The sequence below is a fragment of the Photobacterium sp. MCCC 1A19761 genome (assembly GCF_037389125.1).
Classification (GTDB): Bacteria; Pseudomonadota; Gammaproteobacteria; order Enterobacterales; family Vibrionaceae; genus Photobacterium.
In genome coordinates this window covers 57,176-73,718 of record NZ_JAZGTF010000015.1, presented here as the reverse complement: position 1 = coordinate 73,718, position 16,543 = coordinate 57,176, and the positions used below count along the sequence as shown (strand labels likewise).

Here is a 16,543-nt window from a genome sequence, read left to right as displayed (position 1 = left end):
TCAAAGACATGGGTCTTTTAACACCATAAGCCTACAGCTTCATTGATAATTTCTGTAACAGGACATAAGGGGCTTGCGCCCCTTTTGTGTTCAGTTACGCCGTGAGAAAACCAATATCACGCATCTTGGCGACCACATCGGCTTTCTGCGCCGCAGTAAGCGCACGGATCGGCAGTCGCGGATCACCGGCATCAATGCCATGGAGTTGCATGGCCGCTTTCCCGGCTGCAACGCCGCCGTATTCCACCAGGATACGGACGATAGCGATCACTTTGTCCATAATCTGTGCCACCTGCTCGTGCTGCCCCTGCTGGAACGCGTCGATCATTTCCAGATACAGCGGCGCAGCATAGTTATAAGTACTGCCCACAGCACTGACGGCCCCCACTGCCAGCCCGGCCGGGAAAAACTCATCCACCCCGAATGGCATGTCAAATTTTCCGCCGGCAACCCGCACACAACGTTGATATTCATATAAATCAACATGATTGAACTTCGCGCCCGACAAGTTGGGAATTCGCTCGTTCCCCTGGATCAGGAACTGTTCCAGATCCAGGTTCACTCCGGACATCCCCGAATGGTAGTAGTAGAAACCCTTTGATGGCGCTGCGGCGGCAATTTGCGCGCAATACTCGACCAGATCAGCAACACTGCCCGGTTTGAAGAAACATGGACCAATGGCCGAGGTGGCGAGAATGTCCAGCGTTTCAGCATGGCGCGTCAGCTCTAACGTATCCACAATGCTCAAGGTGCCGGTATGCAGAATAATATCCAGTTTACCGTCGACAGCCTTCACCCAGCGTTCGGCAATGGCTTTACGTTCTGCAACCGAGCAGTGAATCCCTTCCCCAGTTGTCCCGCACACGTACGCGCCTTGCACGCCCTGCTCAATCAGCAGCTGAGCAATCTCATCGATTGCCGAGAAGTTGACTTGATTGTTCGCATCGAACGGCGTGTGTGGCGCAGCAATCAGTCCGGTTAATTTTTTCATCTTCAAATACCTTTCATCTTATATTTCGGGCCAAATAGAATTGCATTTGGCGGTTATCAGTTATTGCCCGTAATCCAGGAGCAACTCGGGCAGAAACAGAGTGATCTGCGGGAAGATCGCAACCAGAGCAAGCACAATAAATAACGGAACCAACAGCGGAAGAACGCCTCGAGTCAAAGTATGGAACGGTATATCCCCCACCCGGGAAACAACATACAGCGCCATACCCATGGGCGGCGTCAAGATCCCGATCATCAAGTTCAGGATGGCCATCACCCCGAAGTGAACCGGATCAATCCCCACCGCCGAGGCAACCGGCACCAGGAAGGGCACCAGCAACAGCAGTAAGGCCAGCGACTCGATAAACGTGCCGAGGAACAGTAAGAGCAAATTGATCAGCAGTAACAAGATCAGCGGATTATCACTGATGGTCAGGAAATAGCTGGCCAGCAGTTGCGGCAACTGTTCGCGGGCGACGATCCATCCGAAGACGGTCACCCCCATCACCATCAGCGCAACCACCGCCGTGGTATTGACCGTCTCTTGCAGAACCTGAAGAAAACCGCCCCAGGTCAGCTGCTTATAAACCACCACCCCAAGAAATAAGGCATAGAGCGATGACACGACTGCCGCTTCGGTCGGGGTAAATTTACCTGAGAAGATCCCGCCAATAATGATGACCGGGGTCAGGAGAGACAAAAATGCTTCTTTAAAACGTTTCAACTGCTCTCGACGGGATGCCCGAGGCAAGGTGATGTAACCGCGCTTTTTACAAATCACATAGCTCATCACCATCAGCGCCACACAGCACAACAATCCGGGGATGGCACCGGCCAGAAACAAGGCGCCAATCGAGGTATTCGAGACCACACCGTAGATCACCAGCGGGATCGACGGCGGGACCAGCGGGCCGATAATACAGGAGGCTGCCGTCAAACCACCGGCAAAATCATCGTCATACTTGGCATCTCGCATCGACTTGATTTCAAGCTGACCCAAGCCGCCCGCATCCGCAAGTGCTGAGCCTGACATGCCTGAAAACAGCAGGCTTGCCATAATATTCACATGGCCAAGGCTACCGGTAATATGACCAACCATGGCTTTGGCAAAATCAAAGATACGCTCGGTGATCCCGGCACTGTTCATCAGGTGGCCGGTCAGCACAAAAAACGGGACCGCCAGCAAGGTAAAGTTGTTGATCCCCCCCAGCATCTGTTGGGCGGCAAAGTTAATCCCGGTGCTCTGAGTCAGCACCAGAAAAACCAATGCCACAAAAATCAGCGAGAAACCGACCGGCATCCCTGCAAACAGCAGCGCAAGCCAGCCAAATATTGAACCTGTCATAACATTTTCCTACCGGTGAATTTCTTTGGAGCGCTGGTGCATCGCTGCACTCCCTGCGCGGCGGTATTGCACAACCAGGGCCAGCATTTTCTGAAGCTGACGAAAGACCATAAACAAGCCGCCGAGCGGCAAGCTGTAGTTCATCCACTGGCTTGAAACCCCCAGGGTAATGAGTTCAAAGAACGCATTGCGCTGGACGTGCTGATAACCGAGATAAATAATGGCGAAAATAGAAATCAGCACCGCGACCTCCAGGGTCAGTGCCAAAATCAGGCGCAGTTTTTCCGGCAACTTGTCGGAGAAATAGGTGATGTTTACATGTGAATTGCGCTTGATGGCGATGGCGCAGCCAATCAGCGACATATACATAAAAAGCACCCGGGCAAGCTCTTCACTCCAAAGAGAAGGATCATTAAACAACCAGCGCGTCACGATCTGCCAGGTCAGGACCACCAGCAATAGAATCATCAACGGCACCGTGATGATTTCTTCAATGTTACTTATCAATTTACGTCGCATGTTTCGCTCCAGGGCTGACTGTTTCCAGCCAGCCAAGCATTCATTACATATTGGCCAGTTTGTTGATCAGCGGTTCGCCGATCTTCTGATCAAACTCGCGATACAACGGCTCCATCGCCTGGCGGAACGGCGTCAGTTCCGGGTAAGTCACATTCACGCCCTGCGACTTGAAGAAGGACACCAGTTCTTCCTCTTGCGCTTTCACCGTCGCCGTATGCGCTGCACCGGTTTTCTCCACAGCATCCTGGATCAGTTGTTGCTCTTTCTCGGACAGTTTTTGCCACGATGTTTCTGAAACCAGCACCATCTGGTCATTGACAATATGGTTGGTCATCGCCAGGTTGTCCTGCACCTCGTAAAACTTCATCGCTTTGATCGTTGGCAGCGGGTTTTCCTGGCCGTCTACCGCATTGGTCTGCAGTGCAAGGTACACTTCCGAGAAGGCCATCGGTGTCGGAGAAGCGCCGGAAAGTTTCGCAAAGTTCAGATTGGGTTTAGCGTTCGGCACCCGCAGCTTCAGCCCCTGAAAGTCCTGGATCGATTTCAGGGCACGATTCGAGGTGGTCTGGCGGGTTCCGTTGTACCAGGTATCCAGCGCACGCCAGTTGAATTTGGCCAGCATCTCATCGCGCACCCCTTGCCCGAACTCGGACTCAAACATCCGGCGAATATGGGCATAGTCTTTTGCGACATAAGGTAGAGCAACGGCCTCAGCCCGCGGGATCCACAGACCAATCCGCCCGAATTCGGCATAGGTCAGGTCCAGATCGCCATAGGTCAGTTGCTGCATCATGGCGCGATCATCTCCGAGCTGCGCACTCGGGTAGAGGGTGATTTTTAATTCGCCGTGACTCATCTGATCGACGGTATCTGCCAGCATTTTGGCTGAGTTGTATTCCACGGAGCCCACAGCAGCCTGCATGCCCATTTTCAGTGTGGTCGCCGCTTGCGCTGATACCGTTACTCCCAGCGAGAGCAAGACCAACGTCAGTTTATTGATGCCTTTCATATGATTTCCTTTCTGTTCTACACCTGAGTTATACGATAAAAAAAATTTTTATTTAATTTGAAAAAAATCTTTTTAATGGATTATTATTGCGGTGAAGATTATTTTCAAACCAAGTTTTTACAAAATGTGATCACGGACAGCCAATCGCTTCTTTCTCAAGCATAGAGCCGGTTTTGCGATTGGTTGTGGCCCAGGCACACAGCTCCGTGACCCTCACAGCAGTAGAAGAGGCACAGTATGAAAACCAAAGTGAACCAGCTCCGTGAACTCAAAAGAAAATTGAATGGCCAGACCGTGGTCTCTATCCAGCCGGTGGCCGGTAGCCCGTTGGAAAGAACCGACTTTATTGTTGCGATGGCCCAGGCCGCTGAGCAAGCAGGAGCTCAGGCGCTTCGTATTGAAGGGGTCAGCAATGTTGCCGCGGTGACTGCAAAAGTTCGAATCCCGGTGATCGGCATCGTCAAACGCGACCTGCCGGACAGCCCGGTTCGGATCACCCCTTTTCTCGAAGATGTCTTCGATTTAGAGCGAGCCGGCGCGAGTATCATTGCGTTTGATGCCACGGATCGCTCCCGCCCGACGTCCCGTGAGATGATTGCCGATACGATTGCCGAAACCCGGTGCCTGGCCATGGCAGATTGCTCCTGTTTTGACGACGGCCTCTGGGCCCATCGACAAGGCGTTGAGATCATCGGTTCAACCCTGTCCGGCTATGTTGGCGGCCCGGAACCGACTGAGCCAGACTTTGAACTGATCCGCCAATTCGCTGCCCAAGGTTTCTTTACCATGGCAGAAGGCCGCTTCAATACCCCGGAACTGGCAGCAAAAGCCATTGAGTGCGGCGCAGTGGCTGTCACAGTCGGTTCTGCCCTCACCCGGCTGGAAATTGTGACCCATTGGTTCAATCAGGCAACCCAAACCGCAGGAGCGCGTTCATGAACGTATTGGCAATTGACATCGGCGGGACCAAAGTCGCCCTAGGCTTACTCCAGGCTGGCGTTTTGACCGAACGCAAACAGATCCCGACGCCCGCGGTCACCACAGCAGATGCGTTCGCCGACGAGATCCTTCAAGCATGCCGCCCCTGGCTGGTACAGGCAGACTGTATCGGTGTCTCCACCACAGGGGTAGTCACCGAGGCCGGAATTACTGCCATCAATCCGGTCACCCTGGCATTCCCGGCGCCGTTCCCGCTGCAAGCCGCCTTGCAATCGCAAACCCAGCTGCCCGTCAGCATGCTGAACGACGCTCAAGCCGCTGCATGGTATGAGTATCAACGTCTGGACGGGAAATATCGCAATATGGCCTACCTGACGGTATCGACCGGCATTGGCGGCGGGCTGGTGATTGACGGCAAGCTGCATACCGGGGCGCAGAATTTCGCCGGCCACATTGGTCACACCGTGATTGACCGATTTGGCCCCCTATGCGGCTGTGGCCAAACTGGCTGCGCCGAAGCAACGGCTTCGGGTACCGCCATTCAAACGCTGGCTCGGAAACTTATTTCTTCGTCTATTCGCAATCCGGAGCTGTTCGACATGGCGCCGGAACATGCACAGGCCGAGGCCATCATTCAGAACAGTGCCCAAGCCGTCGCCACCTTATGCGCGAATTTAAAAGCTACCCTGGATTTAGAGGTGATCGTACTGGGCGGCGGGATAGGCTTAGCGGCAGGATACCTTGAGCGGGTGAAACAGCACCTCGCGGCCAAGCCGCCGTTTTTCCAGGTCGAGCTTGTTGCGGCCCAGGGCGATCATGACGCGTGCTTGCTTGGCGCAGCCTGTCTTCACACCCGACTGGCGTCAGGAGCGTCGCAATGAGCCAGCACATCAGGCCCGATGCACAGGATGCCGACACCGATCTTATCGCCCTGTGCCATAGGCTGAAGCCGGTATCGCCGTATCTGTTTCTGGAAAATCTCTTCCGTAACCTCGCGAGTCAAAATCCGGATTGGAACAAGAGGCTGTTTCTAAGTGACGCCTACAACATCTTAGCGCAGCTTCCCGACACTACGAATGACGCCGAGCGCTTGACTGCACTCTGTGACCAGCTCAGTGTGAAGCAAACCGCCGGTTTTATCAGTCGATCCTTACAGATGACCGACTGCCACCGCACGTTCGGGACCCTGGCGGATGTCGTGATGTTCGGTGACTCGATTACCGAATGGGGGATGTGGTCTGAGATGTTTCCCGGCATCAAACTGGCCAACCGGGGTCTGGCCGGTGATACCACCCGGGGAATGTTGTGCCGGATAGACACCACGTTACAACTGCAGCCACAGCGAGTCTTTGTGATGGCAGGGATCAACGACCTGGCCCAAGATGAAACGGTCGAAGCCGTGTTTGGCCGGTATGAAGAAATGCTCGAGTTCTGGCAACAACACGCCATTGAGCCGGTTGTACAGTCGACCCTGTATGTTGGCAGCCGGCTGGCCTCGTTAAACCCGTCAGTGGCGCTGCTCAACCAGCATCTCAGACAAGCCTGCCACGCAAGAGGTCTTCGTTTTGTTGATGTGAATGCAGCGCTGAGCGAGCGGCAGCAACTCCTTGCCGAGCACAGCCGCGATGATCTCCACCTCAATGCCGTCGCCTACCAGAAATGGCGGCTGCTCATCGCCCCCCTACTCACTTGAAAATGGCGGGGCCTGATTGAGAGGGTTGTCCTGAAACTCTCTCAATCAGCGTCTGCTCCTAATCCGAGAACTTACTTGATATTGATTCGGTTTTCGCAGGCAAATTCCAGCATATCGCGTAATTTAATCATGGCGTCAATATCCTGGCTCATTTCTTTTTTAATTTCTTCCAGCTCATTGGCACTGACTTTGCCGTCTGACAGCGCAGCCCGAATCTCCAGCTGCACCTCGCCACGCTCTTTATCCCAGTCCATCCAGGCATTAAGCACATTGCGGTAAGTGACCTCATGCTCCTCATCACTCTCACTCCGCTCACATTTCAGGCCAAAGAGCTTCAGCATTTCATCCAGAATAAACACATGGCGATCTTCTTGCTGCAGCACTTTGACCGTCAGCATAAATTCTTGCAAGGTCAGTTGGTGGCCCGCCTGAGCCGGGTTGATTTTATTGGAAAATGTCCGTGAGCTAATGTTTTTACCGCTCATCGCTTTGACTTCATTGAACAGCTTCTCAATGCCGAATTCCTTGCTCTGGAGATGAAGGGAGCGTGAAAAACCAGTCAATAACGAATCTTTGTCCATTCGGGTTGCCATGATGTTCAGGGGTTACAAAGGTGGGGCAATCATAGGGAAATACAGGTAAACATCCAGAAAAACCGTGATATCGCTCCAGAAAACCAACCTAACTGATGAATTTATCAACATAGATACCTTACCGGTATCAGAAAATATGAGAGACATCCCGAATTTCATGCACGCCGCTGTGATTCTCCCCTCCCGAATGTGCACTGAATTGCATCATGTCAAGCGAATCAGCATCAAAATTTTAATGATTGAATAGAAGTGGCATTTTTATGCACATATGATTCACTACGCATATGCAATCATGCTCAAATGGCCACCCTTTTGATGAATCTTTACACAAACAAAACAATGATTGGGTGACACAATGAAGAAGGAACTCTTTTCACTAACCGTGCTTGCTGCCGCTTTATTGAGTGGCTGTAATAACAGCAACTCCTCCGGTGAATCAAAAACAGGCCCCGGACAAACGCCGGATCCAACCCCCGCCAAAACCACATTCAGCGGGACGCTGGTGACGCCGGAACCGGTTCAGGCCACGACACAAAAAGCGCTATTCAGGGCAACCCGGGGCTTTACCACCCAAGCGACGGATACACCTTGTCCGAATGTACCCACCGGCTACTATCCGCTCAGTAATGCTTCAATCTCGTTGGTCGCCAACAATGATGCGGTCTTCAGCGAAACCACAACAACTGATACCTGTGGCCAGTTCTCACTGGAAGTTGAAGGCGAAAACACAGCCTTTGAGAACTCCAAACTGGTCGCCACCTCCGACAACTTCAAAACCCTCGAAGCCAATGCCCAAAACTTCGTGCAAACTGCCGATAAGCCGAACGATACCGTGGCTTCAACCATTGCCAAAAATGCCAGCTACGTGATTAGCGGGATCCAGAAAATCGATGATGATACCCTGGCATTCTCGATCACCGACAGCCAGTCCGGTAAAGCCGTGATCCAGGTGGCGAAAAGCGCGTTCCAGATCCTGGTCAATGCCAACGAGAACCCGATCGTCTCCCTCAACACCGCCGATCAGCTGCAAGTCAGCAACAGCATCGTGATGACCCTCGATGCTAGTGGTTCAATGTCTGGGAAAGTATATGACGAGCAAGGCGATCCCGTCACTGACAGTAATAACGTCATCTACAACCGCTTTCGCCTGACAGCACTGGCAGCACATCAGTTTATGATGGAAAAAAATGCCGAAGATGAAGTGGCAGTGATCCCCTTCAGTTTATATGTCAATCCCATCAATAAAACATTCCTGGATGGGTACAATTTTCAGGACGAGAACGGACTGAAGACCACCATCAATTACAGTGACTCCGGATTTATGAAAGATAAAGCCGCACTTCACTTTGCAATCGATTTTTACAACATGCACGTGCCAATGTGGGAGGAACGTGTCCTCGATACCAAACATGCCGGCCGAACCGATAACGTTCACACCATTGTTGAGGACTATCCTTGGGGAGGCGGAACTGAGCTTGAAGATTCGATTCATGTCGCGCTCGATACCACCAAGCAGGCCACGGGTGATGTCAACTCAGTGTTCGTGATGACTGACGGCGATGCCAGGTTTAACGATCTTGACGGCCTGATCACGAAAGCCAAATCAATGAATCTGCCGGTTCACAGTATTGCTATCAGCAACGACGCCTATACCCAGGACTTAATGCAGATCTCAGAGCAAACCGGCGGTAGCTTCAAGCACATTACCGATGTTCAGAATATCGCCGGCGTATATTCTGCCCTGCAAACCACGGTGAAGTTTAATTATTTGGCCGACTTAACCCTGCCGGTCAAGAGCCAGGATGTCATTAAAATGATCCTGACGCTGAACGGCGAAGTCGTGGAGCGGGAAGTGACCCTGAACTGATTGCGCGCCCGGACCGTACTCAGCAACTGCGCCCTGCTCGCCACACCGGTGGGCAGGGTTCAGGGCGACAGGCCGGGACCGGCCCGGACCACATGGGGGAAGATCGCCTCCACCTCCCGGTACATGGCTTCCGGATCGCCTTCATAACGCCGTGAGAAATGAAACGGCACCAATTGACTCACATTCGCAGCCACGGCAATTTCCCCGCAGGCCGTCGTCGTCAGGTGACCGTTATTTCGCCCACGCCAGCGATCCTGATGCGCAAATGCCGCTTCGCAGATCAGTGTATCGGCATCACGGGCCAGGGTGATCAGCTTACGTCGGTTCTCGGGGGTATCGGCCAGATCGGTTGCGTAAACCAGCTTCTTCCCGGCCTGCTTTTCGATCAGTTGTGAGGCCAAGGTACTGACCGCACATGTCTCTCCGTTGGGCAAAGTGATCACATCATCCAGCTGACCGGCAAGATAACAATACTTGAGTTGGCCCAGCCAGCGATCCGGCGGATACGGCATGGCTTGCAACGCCTGCTCGGAAATACGGATCGATTCGACCGGCTCATAAGCATAAGCCAGCACTGGGGTGCCGTGATCCAGCTCGACCGCCCGGATCAAAAACCGGGCTTCCTGGTGAATGATCCCCTGATGAATCATGCGTTCCGGGAGCACATCAATGGTCCGGTAACCCGCCTTTAACCGGAAACACCGCAACGTCTGCCCATGCAACTCAGCCACCTCAAACTCCGGCCCGTTCTCCCCGATGCGATCCCATAATATCCCGCTCAGCATGCCGGCGACATGCAGCGCCAGCCCGGGCGGCCCAAACAGCTTGCAGGGTGACGGTGAGCCGAGCCTTACCCGCAACAATCCCATAAACCCGCCGATGTGATCAAAATGCGCGTGGGTAATAAAAATATGGCTGACATGATGGCTATGGCGCATCGGTAAACGGATCGTGTTCCCTAAATCAAACAAAATGCAGCGACGACTCCAGTGGGTTTTGATCAGCAACAGCGGATCTTCAAACAAGCCGTTGACCAGCTCGGCAGTCATATCCCGTTGCTTGATCGGCGGACTGCGATCCACCACTTTGGTGCGGTGGGCATACACTAGAGACGGTTTGCAAACAGGCGGTAATGTTTGGGGTGAGCGAGGTTGACGGACGGTTCGCAGCTTGTGCCCGGGCAAGTGCCTGGCATCGCGGATCAGCAGCTGAATTGGCCCACGCAGTGGCGACAAAGACGGTGGTATCGCCACGCCCTGCGGACTGCGCAGGCGGATCCCCCGGGGCGTCAGCGTCACCACCTCCCCCATCACCGATTGACCTTGCGGATCCCTGAGTTGTACCAGCATCCCCGGCCAGCGCTCAGGCTCAGCGCGCGGCGGCGGTGTTCCCAGCAATACCAGCGCCTGCCACGGCAACTCGTACTCAACCGCGTGGGTCAGATAGCACTGCCATAACCGGGTCCGCCAATCCAGTCGCTCACTGCGCAGGGGCAGTCGCGCCAGCGATGACGGCGACAACCAGAGCACCGGGCACGGAAGCGCGGAAATCACCGACGCCACTTCCGCCACCTGTTCACGCTCAGCCAGTACCACCAACCGGGACGCGGCGGTACGGGCCACCAGCGTTTGCAACATTTCCGCAGCGGCAACCCCCTGGATCATCCCCGGCGCATCAATCAAACACGGGCAATCGTCCAGAACCTGCTGCATCAATTGTCCGACGGCTTCAGACAACGGCAAGCGAAAGCGGGCGGCATCCAGGCTGCAGAGGGCTTCAAATGCAAGCAACTGCCAGTCCCCCTGATGGTTGTTCTCCAGACGCCTATGTCCTAGACGCCACTGCCCCAGATTGACTGCCGCCGGGATCCCAAAACTCGGCGTTCCGGGATCCGCGCTCAGGCACAGGCACCCTCGACCGGCAGCCGACAAGCGCCGGGCCAGCTCGGCAGCCAGCGTGCTTTTCCCGGCCCCGGTCGGGCCGAAGATCAACACACGTTCAGCTTTGTGCAGCAGCTTTTCATACAGCAACGCAGCACCCGCGTGATACGCAAACCTTGTCGTCGGTGCCTCCATGTTTCCCCCAACCCTCCTGTGATACCCCAATCTGTTAAGTATACTTAACCTTTGATGTTCACAATCTGCCGCAGGGTATGGACAATCTCGACCAAATCACGCTGATTGGCCATCACCGTGTCGATGTCTTTGTATGCCGAAGGAATTTCGTCAATCACGCCCTTGTCTTTGCGACACTCAATCCCGGCGGTCTGGGCTTTGAGGTCGCTAACGGTGTGCAGTTTTTTCGCCTGGGTCCGCGACATGCGACGCCCGGCCCCATGGCTACAGCTACAAAAAGAGTCCGGATTGCCGAGCCCGCGCACCACGTAAGAATGGGTGCCCATACTGCCGGGGATCACCCCGAGATCTCCCACCCCGGCCCGAATGGCACCTTTGCGGGTCACCCAGACCTCGCGGCCGAAATGGAACTCGCGTTCAATATAGTTGTGGTGACAATTGATCGCTTCCTGGGTCACGGTAAAGGGGGGCAACAATCGCGCCATTCGTTTCAAGGCCGCATCCATCATCAGCGTCCGGTTCACCCGGGCATAAGCTTGCGCCCAGCTCACCGCTTCCACATATGGTTGATAATAGCGAGCCCCTTCCTCGAAATACGCCAGATCGGTATCGGGTAAGTGGATATGATGGCGCGCCATGTCGCGCTTGGCCTGGGTAATAAAATAACGGCCTATTGCATTGCCGATCCCCCGGCTGCCCGAGTGGAGCATCACCCAGAGATCGTCGGCTTCATCCAGGCAGAGCTCAAAAAAGTGGTTGCCGCCGCCTAACGTCCCGGCTTGGTAAGCCCAGCGGCCGGGTTTCACCATTTTCCGCAACTCAGGATTGGCCTGAAGGATCTGCTCAAGCTGGACAGCCAGAGGAGAATCACCACGGATCCGGGGCCGCGGATGCTCCTGGCCCGGCCCGAGCGGGATCACCGATTCCAGCTCCTGGCGCAGCATCCGGCAGCTGTCCGGCAAATCAGCCGCGGTCAGTGACAGGCGCACCGCATTGATCCCGCAGCCGATATCCACTCCGACCGCTGCCGGAATGATCGCCCGGACGGTACAAATCACGCTGCCGATGGTGGCCCCTTTGCCCAGATGCACATCCGGCATCCCGGCAACATGATGATAAATAAAGGGTAAGGACGCCGTGTGTTTGAGCTGTAAGGCAGTCTGATCATCCAGATCATCGGTCCAGACTTTAACCGGATGCAGTTGCTTGCCTTGCGGCGGATAAAAGGTTGATACCGGCATGAACATGCCTCCACAGAACGGGCATTGGCCTCTTTTGAGTATATGCACCGCACAAGGGCTGAGCGCGCAAACTCACACCGACCTTCACCGCCCGCCTACATCCCATCCATGACGTCCCCCCTGCCCCGATTACTACGATCGCATAATGATGAGCGAGCCCACTGAAATCAAACGATGTTAAGCCTATGATATGCCGATATAGGATATGAAGCATGGATGATTCAGCGGTGGTCTCAGGAGCGCGTCAATGATTAGAAAAGCCGAGCAGCGGGATTGTGTTAATCTGGCGGCGATGTCACTGCAAGTGTGGTTGGATACTTATGCAATTCAGGGCCTGCGAACGCAGTTATCTCAGTATGTGTTATCGACCTTTACCGAAAGTCATTTTTCTCAGCTCTTGAATCAAGATGTCATTGAGATCATCGTGTATGAAGCAGAGAACCACCTGGTTGGCTTTATCGTGGTGGATTTATCTTCTCGTTTCGAACAGTGCGAACGTTATGGTTATGAAGTGGCCACGTTGTATATATCCCGACACTTTCAGGGGCAAGGCATCGGACGGAAACTACTCCAGGAAATCGAGTGTTTATATGGCGCGCCGTTTTGGGTATCCGTTTGGGTGAATAACGAAGCAGCCATTCAGTTTTATCACCAATTCGATTTTCAGCGGGTGGGCGAGCTTCATTTTCATCTTGAGGGTGAACGTCACCGGAATGACGTGTTTTCCTATTTCGGCAGAGAAGCCTGAATTCAGATGAAAACGGTAAAACACATGGATTTATTAATCGAACAAGAAATCGCTTTGCATCAATTTGACATTCGCCAGAACATGGCTGAAGTCACGCGATTAATTCATCCCGATTTTCGGGAAGTCGGCCGTTCCGGAACGAGCTTTGATTTTACAGCGATGCTTGACATGATGGCCTCTGAACAAGCACCCAATGGCTATGTTCATTCGCAGGACTTTGAAACGATGAAACTGGAAGAGCGCGTATTTTTACTGCTCTACAAATCAGCATGGATCGATGACGCCGGCAATGCCCGTCATTTCGCCAAACGATCATCGATTTGGTCATTCGACGGTGAAAAATGGCAACTCAAGTATCATCAGGGAACCCCCTGCGCCGAATTTCAGCTTCAAAAAATCACATGAGTTTGGCAGCTTGCCTTCAGCATCCCACCATGAAGCAAAAAAGAATTTACTCAAATATCAATACTCAGGAGGCGTGAGTCAGTCTATGGAAAATAACACCATCACGATATCCCCAATCGGTCACGTTCTGTCGACCAGAACTGAAGTAATTGATGATCGCTGGGATGAAGAAACCAGCGCGATCGTTATTCAGGACACATTTGAGCCCGAGGTCCTGTCCGGTCTTTCTGAGTTCTCTCACATTGAGGTGATTTACTATTTTAACCAGGTCGATGCGTCAAAAATTACCCTTGGCGCACGCCACCCGAGAAATAACCCGGACTGGCCGAAAGTCGGCATCTTTGCCCAACGGGGTAAAAACAGGCCGAACCGACTCGGCGCAACCCTATGTCGTATCGTTTCCGTCAAGGGACATAAAATACACGTCGAAGGTTTAGACGCCATTGATGGCACCCCGGTCATCGACATCAAACCAGTGATGAAAGAGTTTCTGCCAAGAGAGCCTGTCAGACAGCCGGCCTGGTCCGAAGAAATCATGTCCAACTACTGGGCGCCAAAGAGCAAACAATATCATGAATAACCTTTCAACTTATGTTTCTGCGCTCAAAGGGAAAGAAACCAAGGTGGCTATCGTTGAGCATCAGTTCACTCAGCACCAATGTGAAGAGGGCGGCGTCACCATAGACTCTGTCGAGCATATCGTGACCTTCAGCAATGGGGTCACCTTAGCCATGCGGCAAGAATTCGATCATCCGGATACGTTCTCTGAAGGCGTGCCTGAAGGCATCTGTGCTGAGTGTTGGATCACCTATGAAATCACCGACAACCTGCAATATTTGCCGATTCGGCCGAGAAAAAAGAGCTTTACCAATCGCTGCCAGGAGGCATTCTGGTTAAAGATAAATGAAGTGCGTGCGGCGAATTAACCGTACACTTTCAAACAAACGGCAATATTAAATCGCCTTCACGAGAAAACAACGAATTCCAAAAGAACATGATTGAAATTGAGGTTTTTATGTTTGACTTTTTTACACAACTCCCAATTTGGTTTTATGTCATCGCCATCGTGACAAATTTACCGCTGATTTTATCTGACAGTCCAAAGAAAAAGAATAAACTCTGGCCCATCATCACTGTCATTAACGCCATTAACTTTACCGTCATGATTAGGCTATTCCAAGGAGACATCCCACCGTCTTTTTATGTCATGATTGGGATTGCAACCCTGGCATCAGCGCTCAAATTAAGCCATTCACATCATGATGACCACTCTGTATTTTCCGCCAAGACTCCAGGTATAGAATACTCGCAATATTCCCCATGAGAATATATTGATAACGATGGAGAAGGGATTTAGAGATTCATCCCATAATTTAAACATTCTACTCAATCAATAATTTTTCATTGCTACTATTTTTAATAACAGCCGTCTTATTGAAATAGTGAATATTATTTACTGCTTCGATACTTCATAAATATAACTATCAATAGTCTATTGAATAAATAAGGGTTCATTTATGTTTTGGAAATCCACACTCACGCTTGCCGCGTCATCCATTTCTTTCATGCTCTTCAGTGCGCAGGCACAAGCGCACGGATGGTCGGAATATCCTGAAGCCAGACAACAAATCTGTTATAACCAAGGCGGCCTTTGGGATAGTACGCCCCCTAATCCTGCATGTGCGCAAGCAAAAGCTATTTCCGGCTCGTATCCGTTTATTCAACGAAATGAGTACTCCATCAACATTCCTGACTACAACAATATGCAAGCGGTCAGAACTGCGATTCCTGACGGCACCCTGTGTTATGCCAACGATGCCCAGAAAAAAGGTATGGGCGCACCGCATGACGGCTGGACTCGTACAGAACTCAATGCCGGGACATTCGAGTATGTCTTCAATGCAACCGCCCCCCATAACCCGTCTTTCTGGCAGTTCTACTTAACCAAACCGGGCGCGGATCTCTCCCAGGCGCTGGCCTGGAGCGATTTGGAGCTCATTCATGAAGAAGGCAACGTGCCGGTGAACGGCGGTAAATACCGCATGAACGTGACGATTCCTACCGACCGGGTGGGGAATGCAACGCTGTTTGTCCGCTGGCAGCGTGTCGATGTGGTCGGAGAAGGCTTTTACAACTGTAGCGACATCGTCATTAACAATGGCAATGTCACGCCACCCGTTGTCCCGACCCCGGAGCCGGCAGAGCCGAACCTGATCCAGGGCAGCCCCTTTATTCCAGCCATGTTGACTTTAAACTCAGCGACAGTGGGCGATACCGTTCACTACACAGTATTCAACGCATACCGCGAAGCGCATGCCTCGTTCTCGCTGGTGATTACCACCGAAAACCAGCACGACTGGGACCGCCTGCTGGCCTCACAGGTCAATGGTTGGTATGAAGCGAATCATCAGGGCCAGGTGTTCATCGGCCGCTGGCATGAGGCTATGAGCCACTACATGTATTTCAAAGATGACCTGTATGGCAATTATTTCAATTCAAAAGACGGGCTTTTCTCCGGTGAGTTTTCGATCACTTCCGAAGCCAGCCCCATCGATGCTGTGATCTCGCCGAAAGTCCTGAAAACCATCAACCAGGCGCAGGTTGAGCACGGCGACTATGTGGTGCTGACACCTGAGCACAGCAACGGCGAAGCAACCAGCATCACCTGGCTGCAAACCAGCGGAACCCCGGTACAAACCAATATCGGCTCGAATCATGAGCTGATCATCAAAACAGGGCAGTTGCCGGAGACGCGCCAAGAGCTCACATTCAAGCTGGTCGTCAGCAATGACCATGCTGCGGATGAAGCCGTGTATTCATTCGTGGTCGAGCCGGCTTCTACAACACCAGTCGGACCGGTTGAGCCTGTAGATCCCGTGGAACCACCGGTAGAGACGAATGCCTGGCAGGCTACAGAAACCTACACCGCCCATGATGTCGTGACCCACCACGGCAAAACATGGACGGCGCAATGGTGGACGCGCGGTGAAGAGCCGGGCACAACGGGCAAATGGGGGGTATGGCGTTAAGTCGCTACCAGCCTCATTCACCACTCGTTCGGAGTGAAAAAAGCCGCTGGCACGATTGCCAGCGGCTGATATTTCAATCTGTAAAGATCG

The 16,543-nt window shown here is 52.9% G+C and carries 17 protein-coding genes; 10 read left to right on the top strand and 7 right to left on the bottom strand.

The window, feature by feature from the left end; genetic code table 11:
- Nucleotides 1–94: 94 nt before the first annotated feature.
- The 4 genes from VV869_RS15070 to VV869_RS15055 are packed head-to-tail and all read right to left on the bottom strand — an operon-like array spanning nt 95 to nt 3,863.
- A complete protein-coding gene (locus VV869_RS15070) occupies nt 95–991 on the bottom strand; it encodes a dihydrodipicolinate synthase family protein (protein ID WP_337735748.1) in 897 nt (298 codons plus the stop codon).
- A 60-nt stretch (nt 992–1,051) separates the two neighbouring features.
- Entirely contained in the window at nt 1,052–2,335 is a 1,284-nt protein-coding gene (locus VV869_RS15065) for a TRAP transporter large permease (RefSeq protein ID WP_337735747.1), read from the bottom strand.
- Nucleotides 2,336–2,344: 9 nt separating this feature from the next.
- The gene (locus tag VV869_RS15060) at nt 2,345–2,854 is read right to left on the bottom strand and encodes a TRAP transporter small permease (protein ID WP_337735746.1); all 510 of its coding nucleotides are present in this window, start codon (nt 2,852–2,854) and stop codon (nt 2,345–2,347) included.
- Between the two features lie 43 nt (nt 2,855–2,897).
- Nucleotides 2,898–3,863, bottom strand: a complete 966-nt coding sequence (locus VV869_RS15055; RefSeq protein WP_337735745.1) for a sialic acid TRAP transporter substrate-binding protein SiaP — start codon at nt 3,861–3,863, stop codon at nt 2,898–2,900.
- 237 nt (nt 3,864–4,100) lie between these two features.
- On the opposite strand from VV869_RS15055, the gene VV869_RS15050 reads away from it, so the two are divergent.
- The 3 genes from VV869_RS15050 to VV869_RS15040 are packed head-to-tail and all read left to right on the top strand — an operon-like array spanning nt 4,101 to nt 6,495.
- A complete protein-coding gene (locus VV869_RS15050; RefSeq protein ID WP_337735743.1) occupies nt 4,101–4,802 on the top strand; it encodes a putative N-acetylmannosamine-6-phosphate 2-epimerase in 702 nt (233 codons plus the stop codon).
- The gene (locus tag VV869_RS15045; RefSeq protein WP_337735742.1) at nt 4,799–5,683 is read left to right on the top strand and encodes an N-acetylmannosamine kinase; all 885 of its coding nucleotides are present in this window, start codon (nt 4,799–4,801) and stop codon (nt 5,681–5,683) included. The genes VV869_RS15050 and VV869_RS15045 overlap by 4 nt, the downstream gene beginning before the upstream one ends.
- Nucleotides 5,680–6,495, top strand: coding sequence for a GDSL-type esterase/lipase family protein (locus tag VV869_RS15040; RefSeq protein ID WP_337735741.1), 816 nt, complete (start codon nt 5,680–5,682; stop codon nt 6,493–6,495). The genes VV869_RS15045 and VV869_RS15040 overlap by 4 nt, the downstream gene beginning before the upstream one ends.
- Before the next feature lie 71 nt (nt 6,496–6,566).
- Here the strand turns inward: VV869_RS15040 and VV869_RS15035 are convergent, their stop codons facing one another.
- Nucleotides 6,567–7,076: a phage regulatory CII family protein gene (locus VV869_RS15035; RefSeq protein ID WP_337735740.1), complete on the bottom strand. Its 510-nt coding sequence runs from the start codon at nt 7,074–7,076 to the stop codon at nt 6,567–6,569.
- Between the two features lie 367 nt (nt 7,077–7,443).
- Here VV869_RS15035 and VV869_RS15030 point away from each other — a divergent pair, with 367 nt between their 5' ends.
- Complete coding sequence (locus VV869_RS15030) at nt 7,444–8,955, top strand: vWA domain-containing protein (RefSeq protein ID WP_337735739.1); 1,512 nt, start codon at nt 7,444–7,446, stop codon at nt 8,953–8,955.
- Nucleotides 8,956–9,014: 59 nt separating this feature from the next.
- Here VV869_RS15030 and VV869_RS15025 read toward each other — a convergent pair whose 3' ends face one another.
- A complete protein-coding gene (locus VV869_RS15025) occupies nt 9,015–11,030 on the bottom strand; it encodes an MBL fold metallo-hydrolase (protein WP_337735738.1) in 2,016 nt (671 codons plus the stop codon).
- A 44-nt stretch (nt 11,031–11,074) separates the two neighbouring features.
- Complete coding sequence (locus VV869_RS15020; protein WP_337735737.1) at nt 11,075–12,271, bottom strand: RtcB family protein; 1,197 nt, start codon at nt 12,269–12,271, stop codon at nt 11,075–11,077.
- Nucleotides 12,272–12,518: 247 nt separating this feature from the next.
- On the opposite strand from VV869_RS15020, the gene VV869_RS15015 reads away from it, so the two are divergent.
- From VV869_RS15015 to VV869_RS14990, 6 genes are all read left to right on the top strand, one after another.
- Nucleotides 12,519–13,019, top strand: a complete 501-nt coding sequence (locus VV869_RS15015; RefSeq protein ID WP_337735736.1) for a GNAT family N-acetyltransferase — start codon at nt 12,519–12,521, stop codon at nt 13,017–13,019.
- Nucleotides 13,020–13,043: 24 nt separating this feature from the next.
- Entirely contained in the window at nt 13,044–13,424 is a 381-nt protein-coding gene (locus VV869_RS15010) for a nuclear transport factor 2 family protein (RefSeq protein WP_337735735.1), read from the top strand.
- A gap of 85 nt (nt 13,425–13,509) precedes the next feature.
- A complete protein-coding gene (locus tag VV869_RS15005) occupies nt 13,510–14,004 on the top strand; it encodes an SAM-dependent methyltransferase (protein ID WP_337735734.1) in 495 nt (164 codons plus the stop codon).
- Entirely contained in the window at nt 13,997–14,350 is a 354-nt protein-coding gene (locus tag VV869_RS15000; protein ID WP_337735733.1) for a hypothetical protein, read from the top strand. The genes VV869_RS15005 and VV869_RS15000 overlap by 8 nt, the downstream gene beginning before the upstream one ends.
- Before the next feature lie 68 nt (nt 14,351–14,418).
- A complete protein-coding gene (locus VV869_RS14995) occupies nt 14,419–14,748 on the top strand; it encodes a hypothetical protein (RefSeq protein WP_337735732.1) in 330 nt (109 codons plus the stop codon).
- Between the two features lie 193 nt (nt 14,749–14,941).
- A complete protein-coding gene (locus tag VV869_RS14990) occupies nt 14,942–16,453 on the top strand; it encodes a lytic polysaccharide monooxygenase (RefSeq protein ID WP_337735731.1) in 1,512 nt (503 codons plus the stop codon).
- Nucleotides 16,454–16,543 lie beyond the last annotated feature (90 nt).